14 protein-coding genes are annotated in these 16,837 nt (G+C 65.2%); 8 read left to right on the top strand and 6 right to left on the bottom strand.

The features are described from left to right. Positions 1-8 precede the first annotated feature (8 nt). Complete coding sequence (locus AC4D2W_RS14735; protein ID WP_490927672.1) at positions 9-1,082, bottom strand: lipid II:glycine glycyltransferase FemX; 1,074 nt, start codon at positions 1,080-1,082, stop codon at positions 9-11. A 253-nt stretch (positions 1,083-1,335) separates the two neighbouring features. On the opposite strand from AC4D2W_RS14735, the gene AC4D2W_RS14730 reads away from it, so the two are divergent. Next, positions 1,336-2,370, top strand: coding sequence for an LLM class flavin-dependent oxidoreductase (locus AC4D2W_RS14730; RefSeq protein ID WP_490927671.1), 1,035 nt, complete (start codon positions 1,336-1,338; stop codon positions 2,368-2,370). 27 nt (positions 2,371-2,397) lie between these two features. On the opposite strand, the gene AC4D2W_RS14725 is transcribed toward AC4D2W_RS14730, so the two are convergent. Together AC4D2W_RS14725 and AC4D2W_RS14720 are read right to left on the bottom strand one after the other, a co-directional pair. After that, complete coding sequence (locus AC4D2W_RS14725) at positions 2,398-3,966, bottom strand: MFS transporter (protein ID WP_490927670.1); 1,569 nt, start codon at positions 3,964-3,966, stop codon at positions 2,398-2,400. Positions 3,967-3,979: 13 nt separating this feature from the next. Further along, on the bottom strand, positions 3,980-4,996 hold the full coding sequence (locus AC4D2W_RS14720) for a CHAD domain-containing protein (RefSeq protein ID WP_490927669.1): 1,017 nt from the start codon (positions 4,994-4,996) through the stop codon (positions 3,980-3,982). 157 nt (positions 4,997-5,153) lie between these two features. Between AC4D2W_RS14720 and AC4D2W_RS14715 the strand changes: the two genes are divergently transcribed. Next, on the top strand, positions 5,154-6,131 hold the full coding sequence (locus AC4D2W_RS14715) for an aldo/keto reductase (protein WP_490927668.1): 978 nt from the start codon (positions 5,154-5,156) through the stop codon (positions 6,129-6,131). Here AC4D2W_RS14715 and AC4D2W_RS14710 read toward each other — a convergent pair. From AC4D2W_RS14710 to AC4D2W_RS14700, 3 genes are all read right to left on the bottom strand, one after another. Then, on the bottom strand, positions 6,128-7,063 hold the full coding sequence (locus AC4D2W_RS14710) for a sugar ABC transporter permease (protein WP_490927667.1): 936 nt from the start codon (positions 7,061-7,063) through the stop codon (positions 6,128-6,130). The two genes, AC4D2W_RS14715 and AC4D2W_RS14710, sit on opposite strands and share 4 nt — an antisense overlap. After that, positions 7,060-8,667, bottom strand: coding sequence for an ABC transporter permease subunit (locus AC4D2W_RS14705; RefSeq protein ID WP_490927666.1), 1,608 nt, complete (start codon positions 8,665-8,667; stop codon positions 7,060-7,062). Before AC4D2W_RS14705 ends, AC4D2W_RS14710 begins: the two co-directional genes overlap by 4 nt. 129 nt (positions 8,668-8,796) lie before the next feature. Further along, positions 8,797-10,086: a sugar ABC transporter substrate-binding protein gene (locus AC4D2W_RS14700; RefSeq protein WP_490927665.1), complete on the bottom strand. Its 1,290-nt coding sequence runs from the start codon at positions 10,084-10,086 to the stop codon at positions 8,797-8,799. A gap of 280 nt (positions 10,087-10,366) precedes the next feature. On the opposite strand from AC4D2W_RS14700, the gene AC4D2W_RS14695 reads away from it, so the two are divergent. The 6 genes from AC4D2W_RS14695 to AC4D2W_RS14670 all read left to right on the top strand — a co-directional run bounded on the left by AC4D2W_RS14695 (position 10,367) and on the right by AC4D2W_RS14670 (position 16,737). Next, entirely contained in the window at positions 10,367-12,091 is a 1,725-nt protein-coding gene (locus AC4D2W_RS14695) for a glycoside hydrolase family 13 protein (protein ID WP_490927664.1), read from the top strand. 122 nt (positions 12,092-12,213) lie between these two features. Continuing rightward, positions 12,214-13,233: a LacI family DNA-binding transcriptional regulator gene (locus AC4D2W_RS14690; protein ID WP_490927663.1), complete on the top strand. Its 1,020-nt coding sequence runs from the start codon at positions 12,214-12,216 to the stop codon at positions 13,231-13,233. Positions 13,234-13,347: 114 nt separating this feature from the next. Further along, positions 13,348-13,713, top strand: coding sequence for a DoxX family protein (locus AC4D2W_RS14685; protein WP_490927662.1), 366 nt, complete (start codon positions 13,348-13,350; stop codon positions 13,711-13,713). Positions 13,714-13,723: 10 nt separating this feature from the next. Continuing rightward, on the top strand, positions 13,724-14,650 hold the full coding sequence (locus AC4D2W_RS14680) for a hypothetical protein (RefSeq protein ID WP_490927661.1): 927 nt from the start codon (positions 13,724-13,726) through the stop codon (positions 14,648-14,650). Positions 14,651-14,748: 98 nt separating this feature from the next. Further along, on the top strand, positions 14,749-15,039 hold the full coding sequence (locus AC4D2W_RS14675) for a DUF1540 domain-containing protein (RefSeq protein ID WP_490927660.1): 291 nt from the start codon (positions 14,749-14,751) through the stop codon (positions 15,037-15,039). Between the two features lie 84 nt (positions 15,040-15,123). Continuing rightward, positions 15,124-16,737: an AMP-binding protein gene (locus AC4D2W_RS14670; protein ID WP_490927659.1), complete on the top strand. Its 1,614-nt coding sequence runs from the start codon at positions 15,124-15,126 to the stop codon at positions 16,735-16,737. Positions 16,738-16,837 lie beyond the last annotated feature (100 nt).

Genomic DNA, 16,837 nt, shown 5'->3' with positions numbered 1-16,837 from the left:
CTTCCTGGTTAGTAAAACGGCTGCTGGTGCCGGCGCCAGTAGATCTGGCGGGCCACCCGCTCACCAATGGTGTTCCAGATCTTGTACCGCACCGGATCCAGGACCAGGTCATAACAACCCACAAAATCCGTGACCGTCTTCGAGAAGCTGGTCTTGAACAGGCCAAGGCCGTGGTGCGGGTGCTCCTTGTTTTTCAGCTGATCGCTGGGAGGAGTTCCGCAGAAGTCATACTGCTCAATGCCGAAGTCTTCCTTCAGCTCATTGATGGCGGTCCACTGGACCAGGTGGGAATCCCCGTACTGGTTGCGGCGCGGCTTCGATCCGCCGTCCTTGTACGTGCCCTTTTTGCCATAGGCAATGACAAAGGCACCCACTGTGGGTTCGCCGTTCTCGAAGGCGAAGTAGAACCGGCCCTGGCCGGCGGCCACGAAGTTGGACCAGAAGCGGTGGTAGTACTCATAGGAGCGCATCCGGGCCGAGGACCGGTCCTCGATGTGGCTCATCAGCTTGTACATGATGCGCATGTTCTCTTCGGTGGGTTCCACCCGGCGTACATCCGCTTCCTCGCGGATCGCCCGGCGGACGGCGTTGCGCCCGCGCGAGGAGAGGTTCTTGAGCAGCTGTTCACTATCCGGCGTGGTATCCAGCAGTGCCGTGGAGTCATTGGGCTGCAGATTGAAGGTCTTCACCAGGCCTGCGCCCAGGAACTGGGCACGCACCTCCGGGCTGTCCACAATGTCCGGCTCCACCTTGACGGCGAACACGTTGCGCTTGGTGTCCTTGATGAACCGGCGCAAAGCATCCAGCACCTCGGGCACATGCGACGGTTCCGCTACGTCCGGGCCCTTGATGAGGTACCAGAGACTGCCCAGGCCGGGAACCTTCTTTTCGATGGCCAGGTTGTACGTGGTGTAACCGTGGCCGGTGAACACCAAATGGATCGGATTCCACCCGTGGTGCGACTTGACTTCCGCATAGGACGCCGACTGCAGCACGTTCCCGCCGCACGGGTTGGACAGCACATGGCTGTCCCACTTTTCCATCTCGTCGGCTGTGGCCAGGCGTGCACTAAAGTCTCGCAAAATACCTCAACTAATCACTTGATCGCTTGATCACTTGCGCCATCGGCTGCTGATCCGAAGCGGACCCCGGAATTGCCCAAGGAACCGCCCCCAAGTCTATCCGGTGTGGTGTTCCCAGTATGAAATCCGAGCTCCCGCAGCAGTGTGACGTGGCCCCGGCTGCCGCGGCCTGTGGTGCGGCGCCCCGGCGGCCCCGGCCCCGGCTACACTAGATGCAAAATCATGTACTTTTAGCGGAAGCGGGAAGCACCACATGGGTCAGCATCTGGAACTTGGACTGGACACCTTTGGAGACGTCACTTCGGACCCGGACGGTGAGCGGCTTCCACAGCACCAGGTCCTGCGCAATGTTGTGGCCGAAGCAGTGCTGGCCGATTCGGTGGGCATTGACTTCATTGGCATCGGCGAACACCACCGCGAGGACTTTGCCGTCTCCGCTCCGGATGTGATTCTCGCAGCCATTGCCGGCCAGACCAGCCGGATCCGGCTGGGTTCGGCAGTAACGGTCCTGAGCTCCGATGATCCGATCCGCGTCTTCCAGCGCTTTTCGACCCTGGACGCAGTGTCCAACGGCCGTGCGGAGGTGATCCTGGGACGGGGATCCTTCACCGAGTCCTTTCCCCTGTTTGGCCTGGACCTGGCACAGTATGAGGAGCTCTTTGAGGAAAAGCTCGAGCTCTTTTCCGAACTGCGCCGCGAAAAGCCGGTGACCTGGAACGGCAGCACCCGGGCGCCGCTGCAGAACCAGCGCGTGTATCCGCCCACTGCCTCCGGCGAGCTCCCGGCCTGGATCGCCGTGGGCGGAACGCCGCAGTCCGTAGTCCGGGCTGCCCATTACGGCCTGCCGCTGATGCTGGCCATCATTGGCGGCGAACCGGCACGCTTCGCGCCGTTCGTGGATTTGTACAAGCGGGCGCTGACCCAGTTTGGGCGTCCGATGCTTCCGGTGGGCGCACACTCCCCCGGTTACATAGCGGCCAGCGATGAGCAGGCACTTGAAGAGGCCTGGCCACATTTTGAACGCATGCAGAACCGGATCGGCCGCGAGCGCGGCTGGAGCCCCACCACCCACAGCGACTATTTGGCCTCAGCAGGTCCCGACGGCGCCCTGTTTATCGGTTCCCCGGAGACCGTCGCTGCCAAAATCGTTCGGGTGGCCCGGGAACTGGAGCTGAGCCGCTTCGATTTGAAGTACAGCCTCGGAACATTGCCGCACGAGCTGCTGATGAACTGCATCCGCCTGTACGGCACGGAAGTGGCCCCGCTGGTCCGCGAGCAGCTCGCGTAGCGCCTTCCCGTCTCCGCCTGGTACAGGCTAGACCGAGGCGGGGAGGAACCAGCGCACCCGGGGCGGCTCCTCGGCCATCTCCGCGGCCCGGTCCATAGCCCTGCGGTCCTCGCCCGTGATGCGTTCCTGTTCCTGGCGCAGGTACTCCCGCCAGGTGGCGACGTCGTAAATCTCGCGGAACTGGCGGGAGTCCGTCACCGAGTGGACCAGTTCCCAGTCCCGGGCGCCGGTGCGCATCCTCGCAAGCTTCACTTCATGCATGGCCTGCACAAAGTCGGCCGCCTTGTCGGGAGCAAGCTCATAGGCGATGAGGACGGTGACCGGCCCGGCATCGGGCTCGGGTTCCTCCTCCGCCTCAATGCCGAGATCAGCTTCCGCGACGCTCCGATCCAGCTTGCCGGTGCGCGGAAGCAGCGGCAGGACGGTAATACTCAGCCCCGCGGCCACCAGCAGAATTCCCGCCGCGGCCAGTACCGGGGCATAACCGAAGGCGGTTGCCAGGGATCCCCAAACAACAGCGCCGAGCGCCTGGGCCCCGGTGGTCACCATCAGCTGGACCGAAAGCCCGCGGGCACGCACCCATTCCGGCAGCGTGAGCTGAATGGCGCTGTTAAGAATGGAGAAGGTGGCAATCCAGGAAATGCCCGCGAACACCAGCAGCGCAGCCAGCACGCCGGCGGGCAGGAAGCCGGCGGCAAACGTCGCGACGCCGAACACGGCCGCCGCCAGCCCAAGCATCAGGTTGTCATTGATCCGGTCCGTGACCCTGGGCAGCAGCACCACACCGACGACGGCGCCGCCGCCCAGCGCGCCCAGCAGCAGGCCGTAGCCGGTGGACCCGAGGTGGAGGTGCCCGTTCACGGCCACCGGAAGCAGGGCATACAACGCGCTCGCGGGCGTCACAAAGAAACCGGTCCGCAGAAGAATGCGCCGGATCCGCGGTGCTGCCCGAATGTAACGCATTCCGGCCGCAAGTGCCTCGCGCAGCCGTTCCGGGTCATCCGGGCCCGGGGGCGCGCGCCACACGTAGACGGCCAGCGCCGTTCCCAGAAACGACACCGCGTTGAGTCCGAAGACAAAGGCCGGACCGAAGAAGGAGACGAGAACACCTGCCACGGCAGGACCAACGGCTCGGGCACCGTTTACCGCCATGCTGCCCAGGGCAGCCGCCGCCCGAATCTCCTCCCGCGGCACCAGGTCGGGGTTAATGGCCTGCCATGCCGGCTGACTGAGGGCCACCCCGCAGCCGATCAGGAAGGTGTACAGAAGCAGCGAATCCGGATTCAGCAGACCCAGCGCCGCAATCACGGTCAGGACGGCGGCAGCGGCCGCCGCAAAAAGATTGGCCCCGAGAATCAGGCGCCGCCGGTTGAAGGCATCGGCAAGGAATCCGGCAATGAGTCCCAGCAAAAGGGAAGGCAGCAGATTGGCCGTCTGGACCAGGGATACCAAGGCGGGATTGGACGCTTTCTCCACCAGAAACCACTGCGCGCCCACGGTCTGCATCCACGTGCCAATGCTGGACCCGAGATTGGCGAGCCACAGAATCAGGAAGGCGCGGCGCCGCAGGGGCGCCCAGGGCGATACCGAATCCATCAGGACACCTCCGTCAGACCACGCGCGGGAATCCTGCCCATGCTTTCCGGAACCGCTTCCGTGCTGTTCTTCCGCGTTCCTCTTCCGCCGCGTACATCAGTCCGTAGGTGAACCCGTTCCGGCCGGCGCCCGCGGCTTCGGCACCGAGCCGGCGCAGATACTCCCGGCTGACCACACTGTCCTGATGCTCGCCAAGGATTTTTTGGATATGTTCGGCACCGGCCGCAAGCTCGGCCGACCCTTCGGTACACACCGGCTGAGCAACCTCAGCCGCGTAGCGCAGGCGTTTGGCATCCTTGCGCGCCTCGTGCAGGGATTCGGACCGGAGATCCTCGCTGCCCGCCGTGCGGGCGTCCCGCACCTGCCGGTGCAGGCGTTTTCGGTCCCGGGTCAGCATGCGGGCTGCTGTTTGCGCGGCCGGCGCATCAGCTTCGGGAGTGAAGTCCGGTTTGGTGACCACAATCTCCAGCCGCTCAAGCAGGCTGCGGTAACGCCCGCCGTCGAGCGCCTGCAGCACCAGTGCGTGAGCGGCCCGATAATCCCCCAGCAGCTCTTCGTCGATGCGCTGGCGGACCGGCCCCATGACCAGCTCGGCGGGCTGCGCTGCCGCCAGGGACTGCAGGCGTGCCCGCATCACCTGGGCGTCGCGGGCGGCGCCCAGAACCCCGGCCAGCCATTTCAGTTCATCCCGCACCTCCTGCACCTGTTCAGGACCCAAAACCTTGCGGTAGCTGGCCAACGCCGATCGCATCCGTCTGGTACCCACGCGCATCTTGTGGATGGCATCCGCCTCGTTGGCCCGCACCCGCGGATCCTCCCGAAGCATGGCCAGGAGCTGTCCGTGCAGATACTCCACCAGAAGCAGTCCAACCGGGCCGTCGGGTTCGGGCGGCGCCGGTTCGCTGGCGGCCACTCGCACCGCAATGTGTTCCGCGGCTGCGGCTGGGATCGGTTGGGCGGGAGAAGAGGCATCCGTGTTGCCGGGGATCCGGAAAGCTGCCCGGATCTGCGGCTCCTGAGCGGTAGGCATGGCTCAGTATAGAACCGCGAAACTGGTTCCCGGCAGGGGTTCGGCGCGGTGCGGAGGCGCAGGCCGGCCAGGCTCTTTCCGCTTCTCGGCCCCGGCTGTAGCATCGCCGGTACCCGGGCCGCCGGGCCCTGTTCCGCCAAGGCAAAAGAGCGAACGCATGAGATACGTAAAACTGGGAAACTCGGGCACCACGGTGTCGGCACTGGGCCTGGGATGCATGAGCTTCGGCGACCCGCAGCGCGGGACCCACGGGTGGACGCTGCGCGAATCCGAGTCCCGGCCGGTGCTGCGCCGCGCCCTGGAGCTGGGTATCACTTTCTTTGACACCGCAAACGTCTATTCCTCGGGGGACAGCGAGCGGATTATCGGCGGCACAGTCCTCAGGGACGCACGCCGGGAAGAGGTGGTCATCGCCACCAAGGTCCACGGGGAAATGGCGCCCGGCCCCAACGGATGGGGCCTGTCGCGCAAACACATCCTCTGGCAGGTGGACGAAAGCCTGTCGCGGCTGGGGACGGACTACATCGATCTCTACCAAGTCCACCGGTGGGACAATTCCACCCCGCTGGAGGAAACCCTTGAGACCCTGGACGGCCTGGTGCGGGCCGGAAAGGTCCGTTACCTGGGCGCCTCCACCATGTACGCCTGGCAGTTCGCGCAGGCGCTGGCGCTGCAGCAGGCGCACGGCTGGTCCCCCTTCGTGACCATGCAGGCGCATTACAACCTGATCTACCGCGAGGAGGAGCGGGAAATGTTTCCTCTGTGCACGGCCGCGCGCACCGGCGTGCTCGCCTACTCGCCGCTGGCCCGCGGCAGGCTGGCCCGCGGATGGGACGAGGTCAGCCTCCGGCAGCAGCAGGATGAGCTGGGCCACTCCCTCTACTCCGGGCAACAGGACGCCAACCGGGCAGTGGCCGACGCGGTGCTGCGGGTGGCCCTGCGCCACGGAGTAACCCGTGCCCAGGTGGCTCTTGCCTGGGTCCTGGCCCACCCGGTGGTGAGCGCGCCCCTGGTGGGCGCCTCCGCCGTCGGACACCTGGATGACGCGGTGGCCGCCCTGGACCTCCGGCTTTCGCCGGAGGACCTGGACGAATTGGAGCAGGACTACACTCCGCGGGCCCCGGCGGGGTTTTAGCCCTTCACCGCTCCGGAGGTCAGTCCGGAGGAAATGAACCGCTGCAGGAACAGGAACAGGGCCATGACGGGCAGCGCGGCCAGGACGGCGCCGGCTGAGAAGACACCCCAGGTGCGGGACTGGCTGTCCCCCACGAAGGAGTACAGGCCTACGGCCAGTGTCTGGCTGTCCGGATCGTTCAGCACAATGGAGGCGATCAGGAATTCGCCGGTGGCGGTAATGAAGGACAGCAGTCCCACGATGGCCAGGATGGGCGTGACCAGGCGCAGGATGATCGTGAAGAAGATCTGCACATGGCTGGCACCGTCAATCCGCGCCGCCTCGTCCAGGGACTTGGGAACGGTGTTGAAGAAGCCGTACATCAGATAGGTGTTCACACCCAGCGCTCCGCCGAGGTAGACCATGATCAGGCCGGTCTGGCTGCCCAGTCCCAGCCAGGGCACGACGTCGGAGATGCCGCTGAGCAGCAGGAAGATGGCCACCACGCCGAGCATCTGCGGGAACATCTGCAGGAGCATCAGGCTCATCAGCCCGAACCGGCGGCCGGTGAACCGCATCCGGGAAAATGAATAGGCCGCGAGGGCGCCCAGGAAGACGGTGCCGGCACTGGTGATCAGCCCGACGACGAGCGTGTTCACGAACCACTTGGCGAACGGCTTCTGCGGATCCGAGAACAGGTCGACGAAGTTGTCGAACTTGACGGTGGTAAACAGTCCGTTGGAGGAGACCAGCGTGCCGGTGGGGCTCAGCGCCGCCGAAAGCACATAGGCCAGCGGGAAGAGCGCAAAAACGCCCATGACCACGCCTACGAGGTGGCGCCAGCCCTTGTCCCGGAACCAGTGCCCAAAGCTTTTGCGGGGCTGAGGAACAGCCCGGCCCGTTGTGCCCGCCGGGGATTTATTGCCGGCCGGGGTTTGAGTCGAAATGCTCATGAGTTCACTTCCTCCAGCGCCCTGGTCTGCCGGAAGCTGACCGCTGAGATAACTGCCACGATGATGAAGATCAGGACTGCCAGCGCACTGGCCAGCCCGTAGTCACGTCCGGACCCCTGGCCGAATGCCACCTTGTAAACCAGCGTGATCAGCAGGTCGGTGGCTCCGATGTCCATGTTGGTGTCGGAGAACCGGGGGCCGCCGCCGGTGAGCATGAAGATCACGTTGAAGTTGTTGAAGTTGAACGCAAACGTGGAGATCAGCAACGGAGCCGTGGAGACCAGCAGCAGCGGCAGCTTGATGGACCGGAAGATCCGCCAGGCGGAGGCTCCGTCCATGCGCGCGGCCTCATTGACGTCTTCGGGCAGTGACTGCAGGGCGCCGGTGCACACCAGGAACATGTAGGGGAAGCCCAGCCACGTGTTCACCAGCAGCACACTGAACTTGGCCAGCCACGGATCGGTCAGCCACGGGATATCCGCCCCGCCAAAGAGCGCTTCGTTGATGAAGCCGAACTGCTCGTTGAGCATTCCGGACCACACGAGCCCGGCCAGGAAGGCCGGGAAAGCGTAGGGAAGGATCATGATGGTGCGGTAGATCTTCTTGCCCCGCAGGTTGGAGTGGTTGAACGTCAGGGCCAGGAACAGCCCCAGCCCAAAGCACAGCAGCACGGAGCAAAGGGCAAAGGCGAAGGTCCACAGGATGACGCTGACCAGCGGGCCGCGGAGGTCCGGGTCGGTGAAGGCGCGCTCGAAGTTGTCGAAGCCCACGCCCACCTTCCAGCCGGTGGCCAGCCGTTCGCCGTTGTCCGCCACAAAGGAGCCCTCGCCGCCGTCCTTATATACGGCGCCTGTTTCAGTGTCGGTGAAGGTGTCGGCTGCTTCGTCGTAAACCAGTACCGGTTTGAAGACGTAGGCATTGGAACCGTCCGCGGTCTGCAGGGTGCCGTCGGCGAGATCATCCGAGAGCGGCACCTTGATGGCGGTGATGTCCTGCTGGACGGAAAGCAGTTCGTTGAAAGTCAGGGTGCGGTAACCGTCGGCGCCCACGGCTTTGCCGGTGCCGCCGATCTCAGCGTCATCGACGTCCTCCAGCGGTTCGCCGGTGGTGCCGATGCGGACGCTGCCCTCGGGGTCGGTGACCAGCAGGGAGAGCACGTCATCCTTTTCCACGACGGACACCTGATAGGCGGGAGAGTCCGGAACGCGCTTCTGGGCGCTCATGGAAATGGAGGAGACGGCGTCGTCCTTGGTGCTGTTGTGCCCGTCACCGTAGTTGGTGAATGCCACGTAGCCGCTGTACACCACCACAAAGACCTGGAAGATGAGCAGGAACAGGACCCCGGGGGCCAGGTATTTGGCCGGGAGGCCTCCGCGGCGCAGATAGATCCAGTTGATCAGCACCGTCACCGCGGCGGCGACGGCGAGAATGAGCCATTTCTCGTTCATGAACAGGGCCATGAGGACGAACACCGCAAACGCATCTGTCAGGCCCAATAGGAGGATCTTGGCCAGCAAACCGGCTGTTGAATCGGGGCTGCGGCGGGGCTTTTTGGGCGGTGCGGGACTGTCGGAGCGGACAGGTGTGTCCAGCTGGTCAACCATCGGGGTTCTCCTTGAACCGGTTCGGGCCGGGACGGCGCTCAGAAACTGGGCGCCGTCCCGGCCCGCAAACCTGGTCCGCCGGCGAAACCGCCGGCGGACGTATCTAACTTAGGTGCGGCTGATGCCGGACTACTTGGCGATTTTGGCTTCCACGTTGCCGACCATGGTGGCCCAGGATTCGGCGGGATCGCCCTGGCCCTTGATCAGGGCAAGCTCGGTGCCGCCCCAGTCGGCCCAGACGGAGCCCATTTCGGGGATGGCGGGCATGGGGACGCCGTCCGCGCCGATCTTGCCGAAGGCGGCAACGATCGGATCTTCGGCAGCCTTGTCGAAGGAGGCAGTCAGGGCCGGAGGACGTCCGCCGCCTTCGAACATGGCGTCCTGGACGGCCTCGGTGGTGAGGTAGTTCAGGGCGAATTCGGTGGCTGCCAGGGAGTTCTGGCTCTTGGAGCTGATGAAGAAGCCGTTCACGCCGATGAAGGGCTGGGCGGGCAAGTCACCGGTGGTGGGAAGGGGATCGACGACGACGTTGATCCCGGCTTCCTGCGCCAGCGGCACGTTCCACGGGCCGGTCAGGAAGTACGGGGACGCTCCGGCGTTGAACTTTTCCTTGGCGATGTCAGCGGTGATGTTGGAGTTCAGGATGCCTGCGCCGGCCTCGCCCCATTCCTTCACCTTGGCGGCGAAGGCCGCACCGTTTTCGTTGCCCAGTTCCAGCTTGGAGGCGTCATAGCCGCCGTCCTCGTCAGTTCCGAAAACGGGCACGCCCATGGAGGTCTGGAACGGGTACAGGTGGTACGGATCGCCCTGCTTGGGATCCATGCCCACCAGGAACGGGAACTCGGCACCCTTTTCCTCGACCGCGGCCTTGCCGTTGGCAATGACTTCGTCCATGGTGGCTGCCGGCTCGGGAACCAGGTCAGCGTTGCGCAGCAGGCCAATGTTCTCGATGGAGTAGGGAACGCCGTAGGTGCTGCCCTCATAGGTCATGGCGGCGACCGAGGACGGCTGGAATTCGTCTGCCTTGTCACCGAGCTCGATGGGCGCAATCACGCCGTTCTGGACAAACTTGCCCAGCCAGTCGTGCGGGCCGACAATCAGGTCCGGGCCCTTGCCGGTGGGAACCTGCGTGATGAAGTCATCGGAAACCTGCTCAAAATCCTTGGTCACCAGCTTGATTTCAATGCCGGTGTCTTCCTTGAACTGGGCAGTGACATCGGTCAGGGCCGGGGAACGCTCCGCGTCAACCCACATGGTGAGGGTGGTGGCGCCGGCGCTGGCCAGGTCGGTGGAGTCCTTGCTCTCGGCGGCGTCGCTGCCGCCGCAGGCGCTGAGGACAAGGGCAGCGGTGACCGAAACGGCCCCGAGAGCGAAGGAACGGCGGCCAAACGCCGTCGTTCCCGTGGTGTGCACCTTCATTGGTGTACCTCTCCTAGATTTTCAAGTGGTTACCGGCGTTCTCGTACCGGCACGGAAACCTCTTTGAACCGCGCCGGCACAAGGGTCGGGAGCAGACGGAACTCTCCGTCAGAACCTATGTATGGAGAAAGTGTAAGCGTGTACACGTTGTGCGTCCAATCACAGATCTGCATCACTTTGGAGGGTGTGGCGGGTCACAAAAGATAAGCGACCTGAGGGGTTGCAGGCGCACATGTAAGCGTTTTCATTAATGGGCCGAGATGCCCCTAGTATGGCTCCCATGCTCAGCGATGTAATCTCCGTCACCGGCCCTGTTGCCGGACCCTCCCTTGTTCCCCTCCACGCCGCCTCCAGCGAGCACGACCGCCAGTGGTGGCGTTCGTCGGTCATCTACCAGGTGTATCCGCGCTCCTTCCGCGACCTGAGCGGAGACGGCATCGGGGATCTGCCCGGAATCACGGCTGAGTTGGGCTCGCTGGCAGAGCTGGACATTGACGCCCTGTGGCTTTCCCCGTTCTACAAGTCCCCGCAGAACGACGCCGGCTATGACGTGGCCGACTACTGCTCCGTCGATCCCCTGTTCGGAACGCTGGAAGATTTCGACGCCCTGGTGGCGGCTGCGGACGGCCACGGAATCCGGATCATTGTCGACCTCGTTCCGAACCACTGCTCCAACGAGCACGCCCTCTTCCAAGCCGCGCTGGTCTCAGGGCCGGGTTCCCCGGAACGGGACATGTTCATCTTCCGCGACGGCACCGGCCACAACGGCGATGCTCCGCCCAACAACTGGCAGTCCCACTTCGGCGGATCCGCCTGGACCCGGACCACCGCCGCAGACGGAACCCCGGGCCAGTGGTACCTGCACCTCTTCGACTCCACGCAGCCTGACTTCAACTGGGACAACCCCGCCGTGCACGCCGAATTTGAGCGCGTCCTGCGGTTCTGGCTGGACCGCGGCGTGGGCGGCTTCCGTGTGGACGTGGCCCACGCCCTGGTCAAGAAGTCAGGCCTCCCCGACTGGGGCGGCCGGGCAGACGGCTGCTCCTCGGACGGTTTTCCGGGCCATGAGGCGCCCATGTTCGGCCAGCAGGAAGTCCATGACATCTTCCGTTCATGGCGGAAACTGCTGGAAGAGTACGACGGCGAGCGCGTGCTCTGCGCCGAAGCCACCATCGATCCGCTGGACCGGCTCTCCGACTGGGTCCGCCCGGATGAAATGCACCAGACGTTCAACTTCGCCTATCTGAACCATGACTGGAATCCCGGCTCCGTCCGCCACGTCATCGGCTCCTCACTGGAGGCTTTTGACAAGGTGGGGGCACCCACCACCTGGGTGCTGTCCAACCATGACGTCGTCCGCCACGCCACGCGTTTTGGCATCGAAGGCCACCAGGAGCGCCCCGGCGACGGTTTGGGCCCGGAGGATCCGCAGCCCAACCACGAACTGGGCCTCTCCCGCGCCCGCGCGGCCACGCTGCTCATGCTGTCCCTGCCCGGGGGCGTCTACCTGTACCAGGGCGAGGAACTGGGCTTGCCGGACCACACCACCATGCCGCACGATTTCCGGCAGGACCCCAGCTACCACCGCACCGGCGGTGCGCGCCTGGGCCGTGACGGCTGCCGCGTTCCCCTGCCCTGGTACTCGGCCGTGGACAGCTTCGGTTTCAGCAGCACCGGCCAGGCCTGGCTGCCCCAGCCTGCGGACTGGGCTTCGATGGCCCGCGACGTCCAGCGCGAGGATCCGGCCTCAACCCTGAACCTGTACCGCAGCGCCCTCGCCGTGCGCCGGGAATACGCCCTCGGGGCCGGTTCGCTGGCCTGGTGGCCCGACGTCGACGGCGACTCAGTCGTGGCCTTCCTCAACGGGAGCGTGCTGACCGTGCTGAACATGGGCACCGAACCGGTGGCCCTGCCGGAAGGTGAGGTGCTGGTGGCCAGCGAGCCGGGCGCAGCTGCCGGTGGAATGCTGGCATCCAACCGCGCCGTCTGGCTCCGGCTAAGCTAATGCGTGCGGCACCGGACCCCGGTCCGGTGCCGCAGCCCGGTTCTGCTTCTCCCAGCAGCCGGTTTTCCCCAACCAGCAGCTAAGGCAGCCGCCAGGCGGTCGCCGAATTGAGGCAAAATTACGTGGCAGGCATCAAAGATGTGGCCGCACGTGCCGGAGTTTCCTCGGCCACGGTCTCCCGTACCCTCAGCGGCAACGGGAAAGTCTCCGAGGCTACCCGCCAAAAGGTGCAGGAAGCCGCAGATGAACTGGGCTACGTCCTGTCCTACAACGCGTCATCGCTGGCCTCCGGCCGCAGCCGCAATATCGGCATCGTGATGCCCACGGTTGGCCGCTGGTACTTTTCCCAGGTGCTGGAAGGTGCTGCCGCCGCCCTGATCGATGCCGGGTATGACCTCACGCTCTACAACACCAGTGACGGACCGGGCCACCGCGAAAGCGTGTTGACCGAAATGCTGCGGCGCAAGCGGCTCGATGCCGTCATAGCCGTGGCACTGAGACTCACCGATGAGGAACTGGCCCAGCTCCATGCCGTCGGAAAGCCGATTGTCGCCATCGGCGGCCCGCTGCCCCAAACCCATACCATCCGGGTGGACGAGGCCAACATCTCTGCGTTCGCCACGGAACATCTGATCTCGCTGGGGCACCGCAGGGTTGCCCACATCGGCGGAGGCGAGGAACTGGTGCGTGACTTCCGGCTGGGCAGCACCCGCCGGGACGGCTATGAACAGGCCATGGGCCGGGCGGGGCTGGACTGCCTGCACATTAACAGCGCCGACTTTTCCGTGGCCAGCGGTACACAGGCCGCCAAGACGCTGCTGGCATCTCCTCACGGCCGGCCCACCGGCATCTTCTGCGCCTCGGATGAGCTGGCCATCGGTGCCATCCTCGCCGCCGGAGCCCTGGGTCTGCGTGTTCCCGAGGACCTGTCAGTCATCGGCATTGACGGACATGAACTCGGAGAGGTTTTTGGGCTGACCACCATCAGCCAGGATCCGAAGGGCCAGGGGGCAACCGCCGTCGCCGCCGTTCTGTCCCTTCTGGCGCAGACACCGCTGGAATCCGACTGGATTCAGCGGTTCTACCCCACCGAATTCGTGGTCCGGTCCAGCACTTCGGTGCCGGCCGATCTGCGCCGGTGACCGGACGGACCGGACCCGCCCCCTCCGCAGCGGCACCCGCGCCCTCGTTTTGGTGTTCCAACCGTGCTTGACTGAAACGTCAATTAGTCCTGCTGAAGGAACACTCTCCCGGCCATGTCTCTCTTTCTTTGGATCCTGCAGATAGTCCTGGCCCTGATGTTCATGGGAATCGGCGGCCAGCGACTGACGCGATCCTCCCGGCAGCTGGGTAAACTGCCGTGGACTGACGGCTACTCCCCCGCGGCCATCCGCGTCCTGGGAGCCGTGGAAGTTCTTGCCGGGCTCACCCTGCTGCTCCCCGGAATTCTGGGCTGGGCTCCGGCCCTCACACCCCTGGCCGCCTGCGGACTGGTGGTCCTGATGGCCCTGGCAGTCCTGCTTCACCTTCACCGGAACCAGCGGCAGGCGGCAGTCCTTCCGGCTATCCTGCTGGTGATGGCTGCACTCGTGGCGTGGGGCCGGATTGACCGGATGGAGTGAGTAAACCGCAATGACGGACAATGCCCGGATCATCGCCGACCTGTATGCGCTGATGCCGGACGGCTTCACGGCAGCCAGGAACAAGCTCGCCGCGGAAGCGTCCAAGGCCGGAGACAAAGAGCTGGGCAGGGAAATCCGGTCGCTGCCCAAGCCGTCCGCCGGCGCCTGGCTGGTCAACATGCTCGCGCTGCACCGACCGGAGCTGGTGTCCGAGGTCTTGGAACTGGGCGCCGTCCTGCGCGAAGCCCAGCAGGACCTTGACCAGCAGGAACTGCGCCGTCTCAGCGGTGAACGCCAGCGCCTGCTGCGTTCAGCCGCCCGGGAGGCCCGCGCACTCGCCCAGGAATTGGGCCGCCCCGTCAGCGCGGCCGTTGGTGCAGAGGTGGAACAAACACTGTGGGCCGCCATGACCGACGCCGAAGCAGCCGACGCCGCCGCCAGCGGCCAGTTGGTCCGGGCGCTCGAAGCCAACGGCTGGGACCCCGTAAACGTTGACGGCGCCGTCGCGGATCCTGCGCTGGTCCGGCCTGCTGCCGCACTCGCCGGGAGGCGGCCGCCCCGGTCCCCCCGGACCAGGGACGGGGAGACCCACGCCGGAAGCGCGCCGTCACCAAAGGAAAAAGCTGCGTCCGTCCGCGCGCTCCGTGCCGCGCGGACCACCCTGGCGGACGCGCAGCAGCGTGCCGAGCAGGCCGAAGATGCCCTGCGGACCGCTCAGGAGGAGGTCGGCACCGTCGCGGACCACCGGGATGAGCTGACGGATGAAATCGACGAGCTCCGCGAACGCATCCGCACCCTTGAAAGTGAAGTGGTTGCCGTGGACCGCCGCGCCGGCACCGTGGAACGCGCCCGCGATGCTGCCCGCCGCTCCGCGCGCGCCGCACGCCGGGCCGTGGAAAAAGCCCAGGCAAGGCTGGAGGCCCTGGATGAGGGCTGACCTGGGCCAAATACGTCCAACAAATTCGTCCTAATTATTGGCGTCCGCCGGTGGTACGTTCGGAATTCGACAGACAGCAACTCCCCCTTGGAGGAACCATGACTGATCATGTGGCGCCCGTCAGCGATTGCTCCGTCCACAGCTGCGATTACAACCATGACGGCTGCACGGCCTATGCCATTACCGTTGGCGGAGCCCCGGACCACGCCAGCTGTTCCACGTTTATCGACACCACGGCCACCGGAGGCCTGCCGAAGGTCCTGGCCTCGGTCGGAGCGTGCGCCCGGAGCGAGTGCACCCACAATGACCACCTCATGTGCACCGCCCACGATGTCAGGGTGGGCCCCGGAGCAGAGTCGGCGGACTGCTTGACCTACCAGTCCCGCTAACCGGCCGCCACCAATCGGATATGTGACCCAAGCCTCACAGTCCCTGTAACGTTGGGTGCCATCGACCTGCCCTAAAGGAGAACAATGCCCGGCTTGGACACTGCTTTGACGCCCCTGCGCTTTCTGGAACGTGCAGCTCAGGTACACCCGGACAAGACGGCTGTGGTCGACGGCGACCGCACCCTGACCTACCGGGAGCTGGCCGCAGAGGTCACCCGCACCGCTTCCGCCCTGCGGGCGTCCGGACTGGAAGAGGGCGGCCGTGCGGCGTTCCTCGGCACCAATTCCGCCGAACTGCTGATTGCCCACTACGCGGTGCCCTTGGCCGGCGGCGTCATCGTGGCGTTGAATACCCGTTTGTCCTCGCCCGAAACCGCCTACATCTGCAACCATTCCGGAGCCACACTGCTCTTCGGGGATCCGGACCTGCTCCGCGGCCTGGGTTCGCCGGAACTGGAAACCGTCACCGAAGTCTTCTCTTTCCCCCTGCAGGACGGAACCGCGGACACGGTGGAGGGAACGACGTCGTACGCTCACTTCCTGGACCGCGGAACCGACGCTCCGCTTTCCTGGGAGGTGCCGGACGAAAACGCCGTCATCAGCCTGAATTACACCTCGGGCACCACGGGAGCGCCCAAGGGCGTGATGTACACGCACCGCGGGGCGTACCTGAACTCGCTCGGCGAGGTGCACCACCAGGGTTTCGATGCGGACACCGTCTATTTGTGGACGCTGCCCATGTTCCACTGCAACGGCTGGTGCACCACGTGGGCGCTGACCGCCGCTTCGGGCACGCACGTTTGCCTGCGTGCCGTGCGCGGGCCGGACATCTGGCGTCTGATTGACACCCACCGGGTCGACCACCTCGCCGGCGCCCCCACGGTCCTCAGCGCCATTGCCACCGCAGCGGAAGCCCATGACCTCGAGCATCCGCTGACGATCGTCACGGCCGGCGCCCCGCCCAGCCCCACCATCATTTCCAAGATCCATCAGTTGAAAGCCGCCGTGGTGCATGTCTACGGGCTCACGGAATCCTACGGCCCGTATGCGGTCTGCGAACCCCAGGCTGCGTGGTCCTCGCTGGATGAAGACACCCTGGCGCGCAGGATGGCGCGGCAGGGCGTGGGGATGCTGACGTCGGACCGGATGCGCGTTGTCCGCGACGAGGTCGGAGCCTCCGGAGACCTCATCGACGTCGCCGACGACGGCGTGGAGATGGGCGAGATTGTCATGCGCGGAAATTCCGTGATGAAGGGCTACTACCGCGACGACGCCGGCACCGCAGATGCTTTCCGCGGCGGCTGGTTCCATACCGGGGACCTGGGTGTCATGCATGCGGACAGCTACGTCCAGCTGCTGGACCGCTCCAAGGATGTGGTGGTCTCCGGAGGTGAGAACATCTCCACGATCGAGGTGGAACAGGCCCTGGCCAGCCACCCGGCCGTGGCGGATGTGGCCGTGGTCGGTGTTCCGGATGACCGCTGGGGTGAACGGCCCAAGGCATTTGTGGTGCTGTCCCCCGGCTGCACCACAACGGCGGAGGAACTGACGGCACACGTTAAGGCCCAAATCGCCTCCTACAAGGCTCCGCGCAGCGTGGAATTCATTGTGGAGCTGCCCAAGACATCCACCGGGAAAATCCGGAAGAATGAACTGCGTGCCCGCGAATGGGACGGCCGGGAGGCCCGGATCAACTAGGCCCTCCCGCCGCAGCCCGCGGCAAGCACCTGCCCGCTGATGATTCACACCGTCACGGCGGGTAAGCTCGGCCGGGTCAAACACGCCCGTGGAGAACAAG

Source organism: Arthrobacter sp. TJ-58 (assembly GCF_058269295.1).
Note: the sequence above shows the minus strand (reverse complement) of the source record. Positions and strands in the feature narration are given on the sequence as shown.